Origin of the sequence: Nitrincola salilacus, from assembly GCF_046271865.1 — a bacterium.
Classification (GTDB): domain Bacteria; phylum Pseudomonadota; class Gammaproteobacteria; order Pseudomonadales; family Balneatricaceae; genus Nitrincola; species Nitrincola salilacus.
Map to the genome: position 1 here is coordinate 3507433 of NZ_CP176580.1, position 16419 is coordinate 3523851.

The following is a 16419-nucleotide window of genomic DNA, read 5'->3' on the forward strand; positions in this document are numbered from 1 at the left end:
CGACGGGGCTTAGCACCTGAATAGACAGGTAGAGCCGGGCAAGGCGTATTACATCATGCCGCCCATGCCACCCATTCCACCCATGCCACCCATATCAGGCATGCCAGGCTTGTCTTCCGGCAGATCTGCAATCATCGCTTCGGTAGTGATCATCATACCTGCGATGGACGCAGCCGCCTGCAGTGCAGCACGTGTCACTTTAGCTGGATCCAGGATACCCATTTCCAGCATGTCGCCGTACTCGTCAGTCGCCGCATTGAAGCCGAATGAACCTTCACCTTCACGGATCTTGGAGACAACAACGGATCCTTCACCACCGGCATTGGAAACGATCTGACGCAGAGGTGCTTCCAGAGCACGGAAAGTCAGTTCGATACCGATAGTCTGGTCATGGTTGTCACCCTGCAGTTTGCCGACTTTATCCAGCGCACGGATCAGCGCAACACCACCGCCAGGTACAACACCTTCTTCTACAGCAGCACGAGTTGCATGCAGCGCATCTTCAACACGTGCTTTCTTCTCTTTCATCTCAACTTCAGTACCGGCACCAACCTTGATGACAGCAACACCGCCAGCCAGCTTGGCAACACGTTCCTGCAGTTTTTCACGGTCGTAATCAGAAGAGGTGTCTTCGATCTGAACGCGAACCTGCTGAACACGTGCTTCGATATCAGCGGCAGCACCAGCACCATCAACAATCGTGGTGTTTTCTTTGGTGATGGTGACGCGCTTAGCGTTACCCAGATGATCCAGAGTCGCAGATTCCAGGGTCAGACCAATCTCTTCAGAGATCACCTGGCCACCAGTCAATACCGCGATATCCTGCAGCATCGCCTTGCGACGGTCGCCGAATCCAGGTGCTTTAACGGCGCAGACCTTAACGATACCGCGCATGGTGTTGACTACCAGAGTCGCCAGCGCTTCGCCTTCAACATCTTCAGCAATGATCAGCAGAGGACGTGAAGATTTGGCAACCTGCTCCAGAACCGGCAGCATTTCACGGATATTGTTGATTTTCTTGTCAACCAGCAGGATGAACGGATCTTCCAGCTCAGCAGACATGTTGTCCTGATTGTTGATGAAGTAAGGAGACAGGTAGCCGCGGTCGAACTGCATACCTTCAACAACATCCAGTTCGTTATCGAACCCGGAACCTTCATCAACAGTAATAACGCCTTCTTTACCGACTTTTTCCATCGCTTCTGCGATGATGCGGCCGATTTCGGCATCAGAGTTAGCGGAGATGGTGCCTACCTGAGCGATCGCTTTGTAATCGGTGCAGGGAACAGACATTTCACGCAGTTGCTCAACAACAGCCGCAGCTGCTTTGTCGATACCGCGCTTCAGATCCATTGGGTTCATGCCGGCAGCAACAGATTTCAGACCTTCTCTGATGATCGCCTGAGCCAGAACAGTCGCAGTAGTTGTACCGTCACCGGCAACATCATTAGCCTTGGAAGCAACTTCCTTGACCATCTGTGCGCCCATGTTTTCGAACTTGTCTTTCAGCTCGATCTCTTTAGCAACCGATACACCGTCTTTGGTGATGGTAGGAGAACCGAAAGCTTTATCCAGAACCACGTTACGACCTTTAGGGCCCAGTGTCGCCTTCACTGCGTCAGCCAGAACATTGACACCAGCCAGCATACGATGACGAGCATCTGTACCGAAAATAACTTCTTTTGCAGCCATTTTTCTAAATCCTGTTATTCAATCGTTGAATTTTGTAATGATCGAGGTATGCGTTCTTCGGTTGATCAGCCTTCGAGGACTGCGAAGATTTCACTTTCCTGCATGATCATCAACTCTTCACCATCCAGTTTGACGACGTTTGAGCCGGCGTACTGGCCGAACAGAACCTTGTCACCCACTTTTACGGATGGGGCCTGGATTTCACCATTATTGAGTACACGACCCGGACCAACCGCAATAACTTCACCGCGATTAGGTTTTTCAGCTGCAGAACCTGGCAGAACAATACCACCTGCAGTTGTTTTTTCCTCTTCGTTGCGACGTACTACGACACGATCATGAAGTGGACGAATTGTCATCTTGTAGCTCTCCTGGTATCAAGGATCTAAAGCGATGTTTGAATAATTATGAGTTAATAGTCAGAACCTGACGTTCATCCTATTCAAGGATGTCTGAATAGTGGGGGCAGGTTCTGCCATTTCAAGATCTGCAGCTAAAAAAATTCTATTTCAGCCTCCAGATCCTGTTGCCTGAATATATGGGGTGGCACATCAAGAGTTTCAAGCGGGTGTAAGAAAAGAAATCAATCCCGACGTGTGACTTCACCCTCTATGATATCGCCCTGTCTGGGTGTGTGCGGCTGCCGGGGAGGCGTCTCGAAAGGAGAGTGATCTGCAGAAAATGTTGATGTAGTACGCTGTGAGCCAGCCACAACAGTGAAGTGCCGGCTAACCATACCTACCAGTGCTTTACGCGTTGCAGGAATCAGACAGCAGAAGCCGATCACGTCCGTAACGAATCCCGGCGTCACCAACAGAGCACCACCCACTGCCAGCACGATCCCCTCACCCATCTCCTGCCCCGGTATCTCGCCCTGATCCATTCGCTGGCGTGCACGCATAAGCGTCGCCAGACTCTGATAGCGCAGCATATTGACACCGATAAAGGCAGACAACAGGACCAATGCAACCGTGTACCAGACACCGATCAACTGACCGACCTGAATCAGCAGCGTGATTTCAATGATGGGAACAATGACAAAAAGCAGGAACAGGATACGCATCAGACACACTCCGGGAGACAGACAACCATGGGATCATAGTTTATTTCGGGGCGCAACCGACAGGTTTCAAGTTACACGGCACGGATAAATGCAGTCTGTAACAAATAACACCCACCACCCAGCCTGTGACAAGGACAGATCAAGCATATAAGACCATTGTCTAATAACGTCAAATAACACCAGAAATAAAGTAGATGACAAAAAAATTACCTATTAGATTCATACCATTATTACTAAACAAATGTTTTAACCCAAGCAATAACCACGTATTTATACATATTCAAATGACAGTTACTTTACGGCACTCAAGTTTTTTTGTTGCGCCGCATCATATTGCAACGCACAATAACTGTGTGAATACCCAACAATAAGCGTTAGCGGCACTACGCAATAGACGTATGTCAATGAGATAGGTAGCTTGAATGGATATTAAAAACAAAGTAATCGTCATCACTGGCGGCGGGCGTGGTCTGGGACGTGCGATGGCACTGGAACTGGCCGCCAAGGGCGCTCAGCTGGCGCTGGCAGATATGAACAGAGAAGATCTTGATACCACTATCGGCCTATGCATGGAGCAAGGTGTTATAGCGCGTGGCTATGTTGCCAATGTCGCGGTTGAAGCCGATGTCGAGCAGCTTTTCCAGGATGTAGTCAGCGACTTTGGTGCACTGCACGGTCTGATCAACAATGCTGGTATTACCCGCGATGGACTGTTTATCAAAGCCAAAGATGGCAAGGTAGTTGGCAAGATGAGCCTGGAGCAGTGGAATCAGGTAGTAGATGTCAACCAGACAGGTACGTTCCTGTGCACACGCGAAGCAGCGTGCCAGATGATTGAGCTGGGCAACGAAGGCTGCATCATCAACATCTCCTCCGTTTCACGCTCCGGCAACATGGGCCAGACCAACTATACCGCCACCAAAGCAGCTGTTGAAGCCATGGCCGTCACCTGGGCCAAAGAGCTGGCACGCTACGGCATTCGCGCCGCGTCCATCGCTCCAGGCTATATTGGTACGGAAATGGTCATGAGCATGAAGCCCGAAGCGCTGGAAAAGATTGCCTCAGGCATCCCTGCCAAGCGCCTTGGCAAGCCTGAAGAGATCGCCAGAACAGTCAGCTTCATTCTCGAAAACGACTATGTCAACGGTCGTTGTATTGAAGTCGACGGTGCGCTGCGTATCTAGTACAGACTGCTGCAACAGCACCGGGTGTCGGCCACAATCACTTGCGGTCGACACCTGCTTCCTGATCAGTCTCGAAAGTTATTGAACTGTAACGGCAACTCAACATCAGACTCCCGCAACAACGCGATAGCCTCCTGCAGATCGTCACGTTTTTTCCCGGTCACACGAATCTTTTCACCCATCATCTGAGTCTGTACCTTGAGCTTCGCATCTTTGATCAGCTTGATGATTTTCTTACTCTGCACCTGATCCAGGCCCTGACGCAACAGCACTTGCTGCCGTGCTTTTACACCACTGAGATCCGCATCCTTGACCTCCATGCAACGGATATCAATCTTGCGCGCCGTCAGCCTGCCGCGCAGCACATCCAGCATCTGATGCAGCTGAAAATCCACCTCGGCCGTCATATTGACCGTTTCCTTATCCAGCTCAAACTCAGCCTTGACACCCTTGAAGTCAAAACGGGTCTGCAACTCTCTATTGGCCTGATCTACCGCGTTGGTCACCTCATGGGAATCCAGTTCGGATACCACATCAAATGAAGGCATAATCTCTCTCCTGAAGTTTCTGTTTTGTCATGGCATCAGTCCCGTTATCATGCGCAGATGCAATCTATCACAGGAGCTCTGATGCACTGGTATATTCTAGGCGCCGGCGCCATCGGCTGCCTTTGCGCTGAACTGTTACACAACAGCGGTGCTGAAGTCACATTCGTGCTGCGCAACCAGACGCAGTTGGACAGCTTCAACCAGGCTGGTCGACAGGTCAGATTTCATGATGCTGATACATCGAGCAGCATCAATGTTGACGCATCACTGCCTGGTGATCATGCGACCATCAACCACCTGCTGGTGACAACCAAGGCCTATGATACCCTGCCCGCCCTGAGCTCAATACAACATCGCTTAGCGCCAGATGCGCAGATTGTACTGTTACAGAACGGCTGTGGACAGCAGCAGGAGGTGACAAGGCTTTATTTTTCGCTTCAGGTCTGGGCAGGTATCACCACTCATGGTGCCTGGCGAGACGCCCCCTTCAGCATCATCAGGGCGGGAAAAGGCCACATATCAATTGGTCCGATGGGTAAGCCACAGCCCGCGCTGCCAAACGGCTGGGATATGCTCACCCCTCCCGTGATTGCTGAGCCCAATATTGAAAACGCCCTGTGGCGAAAACTGGCCATAAACTGCGCCATCAACCCTTTAACTGCACTTCACGGTTGCAGAAACGGTGAGCTGCTCACTGATCCGAAGCTGACAGAGCAGATGCTGTCTATCTGCGAAGAGATAGAGCAGATAGCTCATGCCAGAGGCCACAAACTGTTCGCGTCTTCTCTATTTCACGCGGTATCGGAGATAGCACAGCTGACAGGAGACAACTTTTCCTCCATGCTGCAGGATCTACGCCAGGGGCGCCAGACAGAGATAGAGCAGATCACAGGCTTTCTCTGTCGCGAGGCATCTACTCTGGGTATGCAAGTCCCCCACAACCAACGGCTACTGGATCAGATCCGCACTCTGCAGAGCCGGCACGACATCAAGGGAGAAGGATGTGAGTAAACAAGAAACTTCAGATACGCCCTACCCCTATGCAAAGAAGATCTCACGCAAAGACTATGAAGAACAGAAGCGGGATCTTCAGATAGAACTGCTGAAAGTACAGAACTGGGTCCGTGAAACCGGGCAGAGGGTCGTGATTATCTTTGAAGGCCGTGATGCTGCCGGCAAAGGGGGCACGATTAAACGCTTTATGGAACATCTCAACCCTCGTCATGCCCGTGTTATAGCACTCGAAAAACCCACAGAGACCGAGCGTGGCCAGTGGTATTTTCAGCGCTATATCAAGCAATTGCCAACCAAAGGAGAGATGGTTCTGTTCGATCGCTCATGGTACAACCGGGCAGGTGTTGAACGGGTGATGGGCTTTTGTACCGCGTCGGAGTATCTGGAGTTCATGCGTCAGGTACCGGAGCTTGAGCGAATGCTGGTACGCAGCGGCATCCGCCTGTTCAAACTCTGGTTCGATGTCAGCCGTGATGAACAATTCAGGCGTTTTCAAGCCCGTCAGTCCGATCCGTTGAAGCACTGGAAGCTATCACCGATTGATATGGCATCACTGGATAAGTGGGATGCCTATTCTGAAGCCAGAGAGTCGATGTTCCGACATACTGACACTGCGGATGCCCCCTGGACAGCCATTCTCTCAGACGACAAGAAACGCGCCCGGCTCAGCGCAATACGTCTGGTGCTGAGCCAACTACCCTACCCGGATCGCAATACCGAGATTGATCTGGAACCTGACCCCTTGATAACACTTCATGTCAGCACGCTGCAGGGGAAAGAATAACTTGATGAATGATCGAAGCCTTTATGATCGAAGCCTGTATGAACGAAAGCATTATTATGAAGTAACAGGCAATATCCGTACCCCTGATACTTATAAGGAGCTGTAACATGTCTGATCGTCTTGATCGTATCTATACCCGCAGCGGAGACAAGGGCACCACTGCACTGGCCAATGGTAAGCGCCTGTCCAAAACCCACCCCAGAATCAATGCATTGGGTGAGGTGGATGAACTGAACTGCCTGATCGGGCTGCTGGCAAGCAGTGTTGATCCAGAGGATCCCATCGCGCCCTGGCTGATGAAGATACAGAATGATCTATTTGATATAGGCGGTGAGCTGGCCGTCGCTGATCCGGCCTATAGCGTCATGACTCTGGAGATCATCAACGAGATGGAACTGTTTCTGGATCAACTGAACCAGTCTCTCCCGCCGCTGAAGGAGTTCATACTGCCGGGAGGTTCACAGTCAGCTGCACAGGCACATCTCGCCCGAGCCGTTTGCCGAAGAGCGGAGCGCTGCCTGGTCGACCTGATGTCTGCCACTCAGGAAACCGTGAATCCACTCTCGGTTGCCTATCTTAACCGCCTGTCTGATCTGCTGTTTGTGATGGCAAGAACGCTTTCGCGCCGCCAGGGTGGTCAGGAGATTCTCTGGAAGCCAAGAGCTGCAACCGGTTGATCAAACGGGCTGATCAATGCCGCTCCGTCTCGAAGTGTTTGCCCATCTCAAGAGCAATACGACTCTGCACCAGAAACTGGTTGAAGACTCTAAAGTCCCTGTCTTCAACCACTCCTGATCCCTCTAGCTTGTCAGCATAAAGCAGCCCTATCGGCTTACCTGACACCACCAGTGGCGCCAGAATCATTCCTGCAGGCTTTACCTGTTTCTGAAACCCGGCTGGCAACCGCTGCTGCCAGCCTGCCTCTTTGCAGTCAGTGACCAACAGCGTCACCCCTCTATCCAGGATGCGGAAAAACAGCTTCCCTTCGGCATCCTGACGGTTAAGCTTGAAGTAGCCCAGTAGAGGCTCAAGATCCTCGCCCTCCAGCAGTTTTGCAGCGAGTTGATCACCGGAACCACTACGCAGACAAAAAGCCACACGATCCAGCGAACTGCTGGTTTCAATCCCCTCAACCGCTGTAGCCAGAATTTTCGTTGCAGCGGCTTTTTCTGCAATCAACTCATTGAGGCGTTCAAGGTAGTAGAGCTGACGCTCATTATACAGTGCGAGCAACTTCTGCTGATCTGCAGCTCCGTCCTGCTCAGGCTCCTCTTTTTCGGCCTTGCGCTCCTGTCTGGAGTGAACGTAATAAGCGATCTTACGGGTCGTCTCATCCAGCGCGTCGTTACCGCTGACACGCAGAGGTGGCATCAGGGTTCTGTGTGAAAGACCATATTGCTCAAGATGATCGCACACCTCACGCACCGAGTTATTCAGCAGTTCTTCAAGCCTCTCCGGTGACTGATGCGTCACTTCTGATAACTTATTCATCTGATCGGTGTATTCATGTCCATCTGTTGGGCCACGCTGATAGATATGCTCAAACACCTGATGGCAGCCAGCGATGATCGAATGGTTCAGGCGGCCATCCACACTGGATGCATCGGGCCGCCCCTGAGGATTGATAGTCGTGACCACACTTTTCGGGAAACCCCAGCTCTGAGCCAGATCCTGACCGATGGTAACAAAATCTCCGCCCATCACCTCTTGTTGAATAGATGCCCAGGTTCGTGTTTCATGCTTACGCTCTCTGAGCATGGAGCGATACAGCTCCGGCAACGTAAAGGCCACCACGATCTCACCCAGACCATACAGCAGGCCACAGATATAGGTTTCCTCTATGTCACGGACACCGGCGCTTGCGGCCAGATCCCGTGCCGCTGAGGCATTCAATACTGCAGCCACCAGCAGATCCTCTACACCTGTTCCCGGCTCTTTTTCCTTGAAGCTTTCGATCAGTTTAAGGGTCATGCACAGATTCTGAATGCGCTCGAAACCAATCAGCACCACGGCCCGCGAGATAGCGGTAATCTTGCCACTGCCACGATTGTAAAAGTTGGAATTAGCCAGACGCAGCAGTTTGGTAGTCAGGTTAGCATCTTTCATGACCGCTATGGCCAGTGCCATCGCATCCGTTTCACGGGAACTGCTGATTTGCCGTATATGGTTTACGGTTGCACTGAAAACAGGCAGATCGCCGATGCGATCCAATTGCGCATAAATTGCGTTCAAGGTTTCCTGATACTTCAAGACGGCTCACTCATACAGTGACATCCATGTCTGATTCAGATAACTCACATCAAAATAACTAACTTCAGGATACATAACACCTGCAATATATAATACCTGCATCTGACTGACAGTATAGCTGTGGATTGTCGACAACAAGCGCTCAATTCATTCAGCTAATTGCCTAAGCGTCATATATTAGGCATTATCAGTGCATGAGTCAGATTATTCACTGTCTGGTCATGATTATAAAGTGCATATTATAAGAGGAAAGGTTGTGGAACTGGAGAACATCTGGATCATTGCGGCAGCGGCACTGGCTGTCGGCGCCCTGATAGGTTATCTGATCGGTCGATCAGGTGATGCCGAACAACAGAAGCGTAAACTGGAAGAGGAGTTGACCGCTACCCGTCAGGAAATGGACAAGTACAAGAAGGATGTGACCAGCCATTTCGAGCAGACTGCAAGCCTGGTCAATGAACTGACCGACAACTATCGCAAGGTTCATCAGCATCTGGCGAGCAGTGCGCAGACACTGTGCCCGGGACAGCCTGCTGGCAATGCTCTCAAGGCATCCCTGCAGCCACAGCAACTGGTCGAAAATCTGGAGCAACCCGGCGCAGCGAAAGCTGAGACCGCTCAAAAAGCGACAGATAAAACAGTCGCAACCGAACAACATGAAGCAGTCGACGAAAAAGAAACGCACGTCGAACCGCCTCGCGACTACGCTCCCAAAAAGCCTGAAGATGAGGGCACTCTCTCTGACCGCTATGGCTTGAAAAAGAGTGCCGACAAGGTCGAAAGTCCTATTCCCGACCTGGCATCGGCCGATGCCAACGAAAATGAAGAGTCAGATAAACGAACTGTTCACTGATCAGTTCAAACTGGATTATCAATATCCACAAAACGGTGTTCAAGGCCAAAGTGGCGTGCCAGATGGGCACCCAGCGCCTGAACACCGTAGCGTTCTGTCGCATGATGCCCAGCACCGATGTAGTGAATTCCTGCCTCTCGCGCGAAATGCACTACAGGCTCTGATATCTCTCCACTGATATAAGTATCAGCACCGGCGGCCAGCGCCTGCTCGATATAACGTTCTGCCGAGCCCGTACACCACGCCACTCGACGCACAGGATGCGAACCACCACTGATCACCTGAGGTTTTCGCGTCAGCGCATCGGCCACACGATGGGTAAACTTCTCCAGCGTTGCCGGCTCGATCAGTGAACCGATATTACCGATCGCAAGGGGATTATCCGGCTCAAGTGTGCCGTCAACCTCAATTCCCAATCGTTTTGCCAGACGCGCATTGTTACCAAGCTCAGGATGGGCATCCAGTGGCAGGTGATAAGCCACCAGATTGATATCCTGCTGCAGAAGTGTTTTCAGACGCTTGCGCTTGATGCCACAGATAGCTTCAGACTCACCCTTCCAGAAATAACCATGATGCACCAGCAGCAGGTCAGCTTTCCACTTCACCGCCTCATCCAGCAGCGCCTGACAAGCGGTCACACCCGTCATGATGCGACTGACTTCTGCCCGCCCCTCCACCTGCAGACCGTTCGGACAATAGTCACGAAAGCGCCCTGCCTGAAGCAGCGTGTCACAGTATCTGACCAATTCAGTCGTCGTAATCGATATATTCTGCATAAAGCCGATTCCCAATTCTGATAGCATGTCCGTATAATATAATGATTTACATATACGATAGAGATCAATGCGCAAACTCACCTTTCTAGGATGGCCTATTGTAACCGGAATTCTGGCAGCATTACTGATACTGCAACTGAATCCAGAGATACTCGGGCCCAAGATCACTACGGTTGAAATTCGTGAGACTCAGTCACGCGACAACATCAACACCCTGGCAATGTCGGGCGGGATGCCCGGTGGGTTGTCGTTTGCCGATGCCGTCGCAAGCGCTGCGCCAGCTGTAGTTAATATCAACACCCGAACCATCGTTCGCCAGCAGAACAACCCACTGTTCAATGATCCGATGTTCCGGCAGTTTTTCAACAATGATCGCCTGCCATCAAATGAACGTATAGAATCCAGCCTCGGCTCAGGCGTAATTCTCAGCCCCCAGGGTTATGTGGTCACCAATAATCACGTCATCAGTGGTGCTGACAGCATCGTTGTATCACTTCAAGATGGGCGCGAAGCCCTGGCCACCGTTATCGGCACGGACCCGGAAACAGACATAGCGGTACTCAAGATCAACCTGGCAGATCTCCCCAGCATCACGCTCAACACCTCGAATGAGCAGCGTGTCGGCGATCTTGTACTGGCAATAGGCAACCCTTTCGGCGTCGGCCAGACGGTTACCATGGGTATTATCAGCGCTCTGGGACGTAACAGTATCGGGCTGAGCACTTATGAAAACTTCATTCAGACAGATGCCGCCATCAATCCGGGCAACTCAGGCGGCGCACTGATCGATACCGAAGGCAATCTACTGGGCATCAACACAGCGATCTTCTCGCAATCGGGCGGATCACATGGCATCGGCTTCGCGATCCCCTCCTCAATCGCGAGGCAGGTGATGCAGGATCTGATCGAACATGGGCGTGTCATACGTGGCTGGCTGGGTATCGAAATACAGGAGATGACACCCAATCTGGCAGAATCCTTCGGACTCAGTACGCAAGGTGGCATATTGATAGCAGGTATTTTCAGAGACAGTCCTGCGCATCAGGCTGGTCTGCAACCGGGTGATATTCTGCTGGAGATCGACAGTCATCCAGTTGAAGACAGCAGAACTTCAATGAACCGCATTGCGCGTTTCCAACCGGGTCAGCAGACCTCTCTGGCCGTGCTTCGCAACGGCCGAGAGATGTCAGTGATCGCTACCATCGGTGAACGACCACCCACCCGCTGATATCACCTTTCCGATATCAGCGGCTAGTCCAGAATCCGGTATTCAGCAGAGCGGGCATGCGCGGTCAGACTCTCACCTCGCGCCAGCACTGATGCCACCTTACCCATCTCGGATGCACCCTGAGCTGAAAACATGATCAGCGAAGAGCGCTTCTGGAAGTCATACACACCCAGTGGAGATGAGAAGCGCGCCGTACCGGATGTCGGCAATACATGATTGGGACCTGCACAGTAATCACCCAGGGACTCAGCGGTATAACGCCCCATGAAAATCGCACCGGCATGACGGATCTGTGGCAACAGTGATTGTGGATCAGCAACAGACAACTCCAGATGTTCTGGCGCTATGCGGTTACTCAGCGCTGTTGCTTCATCCAGATCAGCCACCTCGATCAACATGCCACGCTCACGCAATGACACCTCTATGATCTCGCGACGCTCCATCGTAGGCAGTAGCTTAGCAATACTGGCTTCCACACGATCGATAAAATCACTATCCGGCGAGATCAGGATCGACTGGGCGTCTTCATCATGCTCAGCCTGAGAGAAGAGATCCATCGCAATCCAGTCAGGGTCTGTCTGACCATCACAGATCACCAGAATTTCTGACGGACCGGCAATCATATCGATGCCGACCGCACCGAACACTGCACGCTTGGCTGTCGCAACGAAAATATTCCCGGGGCCCACGATCTTATCGACACGGGGTACGGTTTGAGTGCCATATGCAAGTGCCGCAACAGCCTGCGCTCCACCTAAGGTGAAGACACGATCCACACCGGCCAGTGCAGCGGCAGCCAGCACCAGCTCATTCACCGTGCCATCAGGTGTCGGCACGACCATTATGATCTCTGCAACGCCCGCCACTTTTGCCGGAATCGCATTCATCAGCACAGAGGAGGGATAGGCTGCCTTGCCACCGGGTACATAGATTCCAACGCGGTCCATCGGTGTTACTTTTTGCCCGAGCAGGGTGCCATCGGCTTCGGTGTACTGCCAGGACTCGCCCAACTGACGCTGATGATAGTCACGCACACGTGTTGCTGCCTGCTCCAACGCAGCTCGCTGCTCAGTTGGAAGATCATGCAACGCCTGCTGCAAACGAGCAGCGCCTATCTCCAATTCAGCCATGCTGGACGCCTGCATGCGGTCGAAGCGATTCGTGTATTCGACCAGAGCCGAATCACCTTCGCGCTTGACTCGCTCCAGTACCTCCTCCACGATCTGATTGACCTTTTTATCCGACACGCTTTCCCAGGCCAGAAGCTCGTCCAGCCGGGTATCGAAATCGCTCTGTCGGTTGCTCAGACGGGTAATGCTGCGCTGACTCATCTCAACCACCTCGCTTGGCCACAACGGCTGCCGTCAGTTTTTCCAGTATCGGCTGGATCAGATCATATTTCATTTTCATCGCTGGCTGCCCGACCACCAGACGGGAACTGATATCGGCAATATGCTCCATCGCCTCCAGCCCGTTGGCTCGCAGAGTATTACCGGTATCCACGATATCCACGATACGATCAGCCAAACCCATGATCGGTGCCAGCTCCATTGCACCATAAAGCTTGATGATATCGACCTGAGCACCCAGACGTGCGTAGTAATCCCGTGTCACCTTGACGAACTTGGTGGCCACTCGCATACGCCCATCAACAGGTTTGGCACCCGCCATTCCGGCCACCATTAATTTGCAGCAGGCAATCTCAAGATCCAGCGGCTCATACAAGCCACTGCCACCATGTTCCAACAGGACATCCTTACCGGAAACACCCATATCCGCACCACCATACTCAACATAGGTGGGAACATCCGTGGCGCGAATAACAAGCAGCTTGATATGGGCATGGTTGGTATCAAAAATCAGCTTGCGACTGCTGAAGATATCTTCAGCCGGTACAATATCAGCCGCTGCCAGCAACGGCAGCGTCTCTTCCAGTATACGGCCCTTGGACAGAGCAATAGTCAGCTGTTGTTTCATTCGAATCTCTTCTGTGATGTCAGCCGGGAACACGTCGGATGCGGGCACCCAATTGCTGAAGCTTCTCTTCGATACACTCATAACCACGGTCAATGTGGTAAATACGGTCAATCAGGGTTTCGCCTTCGGCCACCAGCGCTGCAATAACCAGACTGGCTGAGGCTCGCAGATCAGTCGCCATTACCGGCGCTCCCTGAAGTTTGCTGACACCTTCGATAATGGCGGTATTTCCGTCAATCGTGATGTTAGCACCCATACGACGCATCTCGTTCATATGCATGAAACGGTTTTCGAAAATCGTTTCCTTGATGATGCCAACGCCCATCGCCACCGCATTCAAGGCTGCAAACTGCGCCTGCATATCGGTCGGAAATGCCGGATAAGGTGCAGTGGTGATATTCACGGCCTTAGGACGGCGGCCCTGCATATCCAACTCGATCCAGTCTTCACCGGTAGTGATGAGAGCACCCGCTTCACGCAGTTTCTGCAGCACGGAATCGAGGGTATCAGGACGGGTATTCTTGGTTTTGATACGACCACCAGAGGCGGCTGCAGCAACGAGGAAGGTGCCGGTTTCGATACGATCCGGCAGCACGGAGAAACGACACCCTTTCAGCGACTTGACCCCATTCACCACAATGGTGTCGGTACCGGCACCACGTATATCGGCACCCATCGCATTCAGGAAATTGGCCAGATCGACCACTTCCGGTTCACGTGCAGCATTTTCAAGGATGCTCTGCCCCTCTGCCAGCGTCGCCGCCATCAGAATGTTTTCGGTTCCGGTAACGGTCACGGTATCAAAGAATATCGTGGCCCCTTTCAAACGCCCATCAACCTTGGCACGGATGTAGCCGTTCTCAACCAGAATATCGGCTCCCATCGCTTCAAGGCCACGTATGTGCAGATCCACAGGACGAGAACCGATGGCACAGCCGCCCGGCAAGGACACTTCAGCTTCGCCGAAATGTGCCAGCATCGGTCCCAGTACCAGAATGGACGCACGCATGGTTTTCACCAGATCGTAGGGTGCGACCAGAACATTAATTTTCGTGGCATCTATCTCGACGCTGAGTTTGGCATCCACCATCAGCTCAACTCCCATGCGACGCAACAGCTCAAGCATGGTGGTGATATCGTGCAGATGTGGCAGATTGCAAATAGTAACCGGCTCATCTGCCAGCAGTGAAGCTGCCAGAATCGGCAGAGCCGAGTTCTTGGCACCAGAGATGCGCACCTCACCGTTGAGGGTCACACCACCTTCAATCAATAACTTATCCATTGGAATTCCTGACCGACAGGGGTTTCAGTTCAGTGCTTGCCACTGCTCAGGTGTATAGGTTTTAATCGTGATGGCATGAATAGCACCACTGGCAATCTGCTCCTGAAGGCAAGCATAAACGCTTTGCTGCTTCTTGACCGGAGAAAGACCTGCAAACAGTTCACCAATCACTGTGATCTGAAAATCACAGCCCTCGCCTGCCGTAATGACCTGACAGCCTTCCAGCTGACTTTCGATAATCTGCTTAACCTCTTGGGCTTGCATGGGAGAACTCCAATTACTCTGTGACTCAATATTACTGTGGCAGGCATAATAACGAAAAAGGGCTGAAAAGGCGATCATGCCTGTTCAGCCCCGGGGTGGGAATCAATGCAGATAGTCGTCCAGCCCCACCAGATCCGCAATCGATTTCATATCCTTCGGCAGGTTGTGAACAGTGACTTCCCTGCCATTGTTTCTTGCCTCTCGCTGACAACACAACCACAGAGAAAGCGCAGAACTGTCCACCTTTTCAACACCGGCCATATCCAGTATCAAGGCGCCCTCGCCCTGATCATCTATTGCCTTCAGTAGCTCGTCACGCAACGTGACCACCGTTGAAAAAAGCAGGTCACCACTGAGACGCAGGACTTTGTCGTCCCCGATCTCAACCTTCGGCATCATCATCAAGCGCCTCTTCAACCACACTGGCAATCTTTTCTTCCCAGCTGTCAATGGTGGCACTGATACTGCGATTGCGCTGATACATATCGGCAAATTGATTACGGAAGGTGATACGCAAGTTAATACCATCCACCATGACATTAACCAGTTTCCAACCGCTGTCCTGCTTCAACATGTAATAAAGCAGTCCAAAATCCTGACCTTCACCGGAAGTTACTGTGACATTCACAACCTGCATACCAGGTTCCGGACTTGGCGCATGGGGTGGTGTAATGGTGTAGCTGCGAACTTCAAAGCCAACCATAGCCAAAGAGTAGGTACGAATCAGCGTTTGCTTGATTGTATCAGCAAAACGTAACACCTCTTCGTCCGTCGCCGTTCTGACATAACGCCCCATAACACGTCGCGCAAAGTGTTCAAAATCGATCACCTCTTCAACGATGCGCTCAACCTCGCCCAGCAACTGTTCGCGATTAGCTTCCTGTCGCAGTGTTTCATCTTTCATCATGGCCAGCATTTCATCGGTGGCCTTCTCGACCACCTGACTCGCTTCTTTCCAGTCATCCTGCGTCGCCATAGTCTGAAAAGACAGGCACGCCAAAAGCAGCACCAGCCATACATTAGTCAAATATTTAGTCATTCCGCTACTCGCTTACTTGGTTAAACAGGAACCGTCCGATCAAGTCCTCCAGGACCAGAGCAGACTGGGTATCATAAATAAAACTACCGTCTTGCAGTGATTCATCATCACCACCTGGTACTATCCCGATATACTGCTGCCCCAACAGACCCGAGGTCAGTATCTGAGCTGAGCTGTCAACGCTCAGAAAATTGAACTCCGGCTGAATCTCCATCTCCACTTCTGCAAGCAGAAGCTCAGGATCCAGACGAATCGAGGTCACCTCGCCGATATGCACACCCGACATGGATACCCGGGCGCGTGCTGACAGACCACCGATATTTTCGAAGTGGGCATAGATCTTATAACCCTGCCCTTTGCTGGTCAGATTCAAGCCACTCACATTCAGCGCCAGCACGATCAGGGCCAGAAAGCCAAGAAGCATGAAAAACCCGACACCTATCTCCATTGTACGCATGCGCATTG

Annotated in this window: 19 protein-coding genes; 6 read left to right on the plus strand and 13 right to left on the minus strand. The window is 52.0% G+C overall.

Translation table 11 applies throughout. The features are described 5' to 3' along the window. Nucleotides 1-48 precede the first annotated feature (48 nt). The 3 genes from groL to ACK3CJ_RS16210 form a co-directional block, all read right to left on the minus strand. Nucleotides 49-1692, minus strand: a complete 1644-nt coding sequence (gene groL / locus ACK3CJ_RS16200) for a chaperonin GroEL (RefSeq protein ID WP_409523248.1) — start codon at nucleotides 1690-1692, stop codon at nucleotides 49-51. A 65-nt stretch (nucleotides 1693-1757) separates the two neighbouring features. Next, complete coding sequence (locus ACK3CJ_RS16205; protein ID WP_409523249.1) at nucleotides 1758-2051, minus strand: co-chaperone GroES; 294 nt, start codon at nucleotides 2049-2051, stop codon at nucleotides 1758-1760. Between the two features lie 224 nt (nucleotides 2052-2275). Further along, the gene (locus tag ACK3CJ_RS16210) at nucleotides 2276-2755 is read right to left on the minus strand and encodes an FxsA family protein (RefSeq protein ID WP_409523250.1); all 480 of its coding nucleotides are present in this window, start codon (nucleotides 2753-2755) and stop codon (nucleotides 2276-2278) included. A gap of 422 nt (nucleotides 2756-3177) precedes the next feature. Between ACK3CJ_RS16210 and ACK3CJ_RS16215 the strand changes: the two genes are divergently transcribed. Further along, nucleotides 3178-3939 (plus strand): SDR family oxidoreductase, encoded by a 762-nt coding sequence (locus ACK3CJ_RS16215; protein ID WP_409523251.1) that lies wholly within the window; start codon nucleotides 3178-3180, stop codon nucleotides 3937-3939. Between the two features lie 65 nt (nucleotides 3940-4004). Here ACK3CJ_RS16215 and ACK3CJ_RS16220 read toward each other — a convergent pair whose 3' ends face one another. After that, complete coding sequence (locus ACK3CJ_RS16220) at nucleotides 4005-4487, minus strand: YajQ family cyclic di-GMP-binding protein (protein ID WP_409523252.1); 483 nt, start codon at nucleotides 4485-4487, stop codon at nucleotides 4005-4007. 81 nt (nucleotides 4488-4568) lie between these two features. Here ACK3CJ_RS16220 and ACK3CJ_RS16225 point away from each other — a divergent pair, with 81 nt between their 5' ends. The 3 genes from ACK3CJ_RS16225 (at nucleotide 4569) to ACK3CJ_RS16235 (ending at nucleotide 6962) form a co-directional block, all read left to right on the plus strand. Next, nucleotides 4569-5498, plus strand: a complete 930-nt coding sequence (locus ACK3CJ_RS16225) for a ketopantoate reductase family protein (protein WP_409523253.1) — start codon at nucleotides 4569-4571, stop codon at nucleotides 5496-5498. Beyond that, nucleotides 5491-6285 (plus strand): polyphosphate kinase 2, encoded by a 795-nt coding sequence (ppk2, locus tag ACK3CJ_RS16230; protein WP_409523254.1) that lies wholly within the window; start codon nucleotides 5491-5493, stop codon nucleotides 6283-6285. The genes ACK3CJ_RS16225 and ppk2 overlap by 8 nt, the downstream gene beginning before the upstream one ends. Nucleotides 6286-6392: 107 nt before the next feature. Next, a complete protein-coding gene (locus ACK3CJ_RS16235) occupies nucleotides 6393-6962 on the plus strand; it encodes a cob(I)yrinic acid a,c-diamide adenosyltransferase (RefSeq protein WP_409523255.1) in 570 nt (189 codons plus the stop codon). Nucleotides 6963-6975: 13 nt separating this feature from the next. Here ACK3CJ_RS16235 and ACK3CJ_RS16240 read toward each other — a convergent pair whose 3' ends face one another. Further along, nucleotides 6976-8535: an HDOD domain-containing protein gene (locus ACK3CJ_RS16240; RefSeq protein ID WP_409523256.1), complete on the minus strand. Its 1560-nt coding sequence runs from the start codon at nucleotides 8533-8535 to the stop codon at nucleotides 6976-6978. Between the two features lie 256 nt (nucleotides 8536-8791). Between ACK3CJ_RS16240 and ACK3CJ_RS16245 the strand changes: the two genes are divergently transcribed. Next, a complete protein-coding gene (locus ACK3CJ_RS16245) occupies nucleotides 8792-9388 on the plus strand; it encodes a YhcB family protein (RefSeq protein ID WP_409523257.1) in 597 nt (198 codons plus the stop codon). Between the two features lie 5 nt (nucleotides 9389-9393). On the opposite strand, the gene ACK3CJ_RS16250 is transcribed toward ACK3CJ_RS16245, so the two are convergent. After that, on the minus strand, nucleotides 9394-10155 hold the full coding sequence (locus ACK3CJ_RS16250; RefSeq protein WP_409526606.1) for a Nif3-like dinuclear metal center hexameric protein: 762 nt from the start codon (nucleotides 10153-10155) through the stop codon (nucleotides 9394-9396). Between the two features lie 76 nt (nucleotides 10156-10231). On the opposite strand from ACK3CJ_RS16250, the gene ACK3CJ_RS16255 reads away from it, so the two are divergent. Beyond that, nucleotides 10232-11392 carry a S1C family serine protease gene (locus tag ACK3CJ_RS16255; protein ID WP_409523258.1) on the plus strand — a complete coding sequence of 387 codons (1161 nt, stop codon included), beginning with the start codon at nucleotides 10232-10234 and terminating at the stop codon, nucleotides 11390-11392. A 23-nt stretch (nucleotides 11393-11415) separates the two neighbouring features. On the opposite strand, the gene hisD is transcribed toward ACK3CJ_RS16255, so the two are convergent. The 7 genes from hisD to mlaD form a co-directional block, all read right to left on the minus strand. Then, complete coding sequence (gene hisD / locus ACK3CJ_RS16260; RefSeq protein WP_409523259.1) at nucleotides 11416-12723, minus strand: histidinol dehydrogenase; 1308 nt, start codon at nucleotides 12721-12723, stop codon at nucleotides 11416-11418. A gap of 1 nt (nucleotide 12724) precedes the next feature. Next, the gene (gene hisG / locus ACK3CJ_RS16265; protein ID WP_409523260.1) at nucleotides 12725-13369 is read right to left on the minus strand and encodes an ATP phosphoribosyltransferase; all 645 of its coding nucleotides are present in this window, start codon (nucleotides 13367-13369) and stop codon (nucleotides 12725-12727) included. A gap of 19 nt (nucleotides 13370-13388) precedes the next feature. Further along, nucleotides 13389-14651, minus strand: coding sequence for a UDP-N-acetylglucosamine 1-carboxyvinyltransferase (murA, locus tag ACK3CJ_RS16270; protein ID WP_409523261.1), 1263 nt, complete (start codon nucleotides 14649-14651; stop codon nucleotides 13389-13391). A 24-nt stretch (nucleotides 14652-14675) separates the two neighbouring features. Next, nucleotides 14676-14915, minus strand: a complete 240-nt coding sequence (locus ACK3CJ_RS16275) for a BolA family protein (RefSeq protein WP_409523262.1) — start codon at nucleotides 14913-14915, stop codon at nucleotides 14676-14678. Nucleotides 14916-15017: 102 nt separating this feature from the next. Then, nucleotides 15018-15317: an STAS domain-containing protein gene (locus ACK3CJ_RS16280; protein WP_409523263.1), complete on the minus strand. Its 300-nt coding sequence runs from the start codon at nucleotides 15315-15317 to the stop codon at nucleotides 15018-15020. Then, nucleotides 15298-15954: an MlaC/ttg2D family ABC transporter substrate-binding protein gene (locus ACK3CJ_RS16285; protein ID WP_409523264.1), complete on the minus strand. Its 657-nt coding sequence runs from the start codon at nucleotides 15952-15954 to the stop codon at nucleotides 15298-15300. Before ACK3CJ_RS16285 ends, ACK3CJ_RS16280 begins: the two co-directional genes overlap by 20 nt. Nucleotides 15955-15958: 4 nt before the next feature. After that, on the minus strand, nucleotides 15959-16417 hold the full coding sequence (mlaD, locus tag ACK3CJ_RS16290; RefSeq protein ID WP_409523265.1) for an outer membrane lipid asymmetry maintenance protein MlaD: 459 nt from the start codon (nucleotides 16415-16417) through the stop codon (nucleotides 15959-15961). Between the last annotated feature and the right edge of the window lie 2 nt (nucleotides 16418-16419).

What these genes read in the sequence shown, in the direction of transcription:
- ACK3CJ_RS16210 (WP_409523250.1), bottom strand. Translation starts at nt 2,755, where the DNA reads ATGCGTATCCTGTTCCTGCTTTTTGTCATTGTTCCCATCATTGAAATC.
- ACK3CJ_RS16280 (WP_409523263.1), bottom strand. Translation starts at nt 15,317, where the DNA reads ATGATGATGCCGAAGGTTGAGATCGGGGACGACAAAGTCCTGCGTCTC.
- ACK3CJ_RS16285 (WP_409523264.1), bottom strand. Translation starts at nt 15,954, where the DNA reads ATGACTAAATATTTGACTAATGTATGGCTGGTGCTGCTTTTGGCGTGC.
- mlaD (WP_409523265.1), bottom strand. Translation starts at nt 16,417, where the DNA reads ATGCGCATGCGTACAATGGAGATAGGTGTCGGGTTTTTCATGCTTCTT.
- ACK3CJ_RS16255 (WP_409523258.1), top strand. Translation starts at nt 10,232, where the DNA reads ATGCGCAAACTCACCTTTCTAGGATGGCCTATTGTAACCGGAATTCTG.
- hisD (WP_409523259.1), bottom strand. Translation starts at nt 12,723, where the DNA reads ATGAGTCAGCGCAGCATTACCCGTCTGAGCAACCGACAGAGCGATTTC.
- murA (WP_409523261.1), bottom strand. Translation starts at nt 14,651, where the DNA reads ATGGATAAGTTATTGATTGAAGGTGGTGTGACCCTCAACGGTGAGGTG.
- ACK3CJ_RS16220 (WP_409523252.1), bottom strand. Translation starts at nt 4,487, where the DNA reads ATGCCTTCATTTGATGTGGTATCCGAACTGGATTCCCATGAGGTGACC.
- ACK3CJ_RS16235 (WP_409523255.1), top strand. Translation starts at nt 6,393, where the DNA reads ATGTCTGATCGTCTTGATCGTATCTATACCCGCAGCGGAGACAAGGGC.
- ACK3CJ_RS16215 (WP_409523251.1), top strand. Translation starts at nt 3,178, where the DNA reads ATGGATATTAAAAACAAAGTAATCGTCATCACTGGCGGCGGGCGTGGT.
- ACK3CJ_RS16205 (WP_409523249.1), bottom strand. Translation starts at nt 2,051, where the DNA reads ATGACAATTCGTCCACTTCATGATCGTGTCGTAGTACGTCGCAACGAA.
- hisG (WP_409523260.1), bottom strand. Translation starts at nt 13,369, where the DNA reads ATGAAACAACAGCTGACTATTGCTCTGTCCAAGGGCCGTATACTGGAA.
- ACK3CJ_RS16225 (WP_409523253.1), top strand. Translation starts at nt 4,569, where the DNA reads ATGCACTGGTATATTCTAGGCGCCGGCGCCATCGGCTGCCTTTGCGCT.
- ACK3CJ_RS16275 (WP_409523262.1), bottom strand. Translation starts at nt 14,915, where the DNA reads ATGCAAGCCCAAGAGGTTAAGCAGATTATCGAAAGTCAGCTGGAAGGC.
- groL (WP_409523248.1), bottom strand. Translation starts at nt 1,692, where the DNA reads ATGGCTGCAAAAGAAGTTATTTTCGGTACAGATGCTCGTCATCGTATG.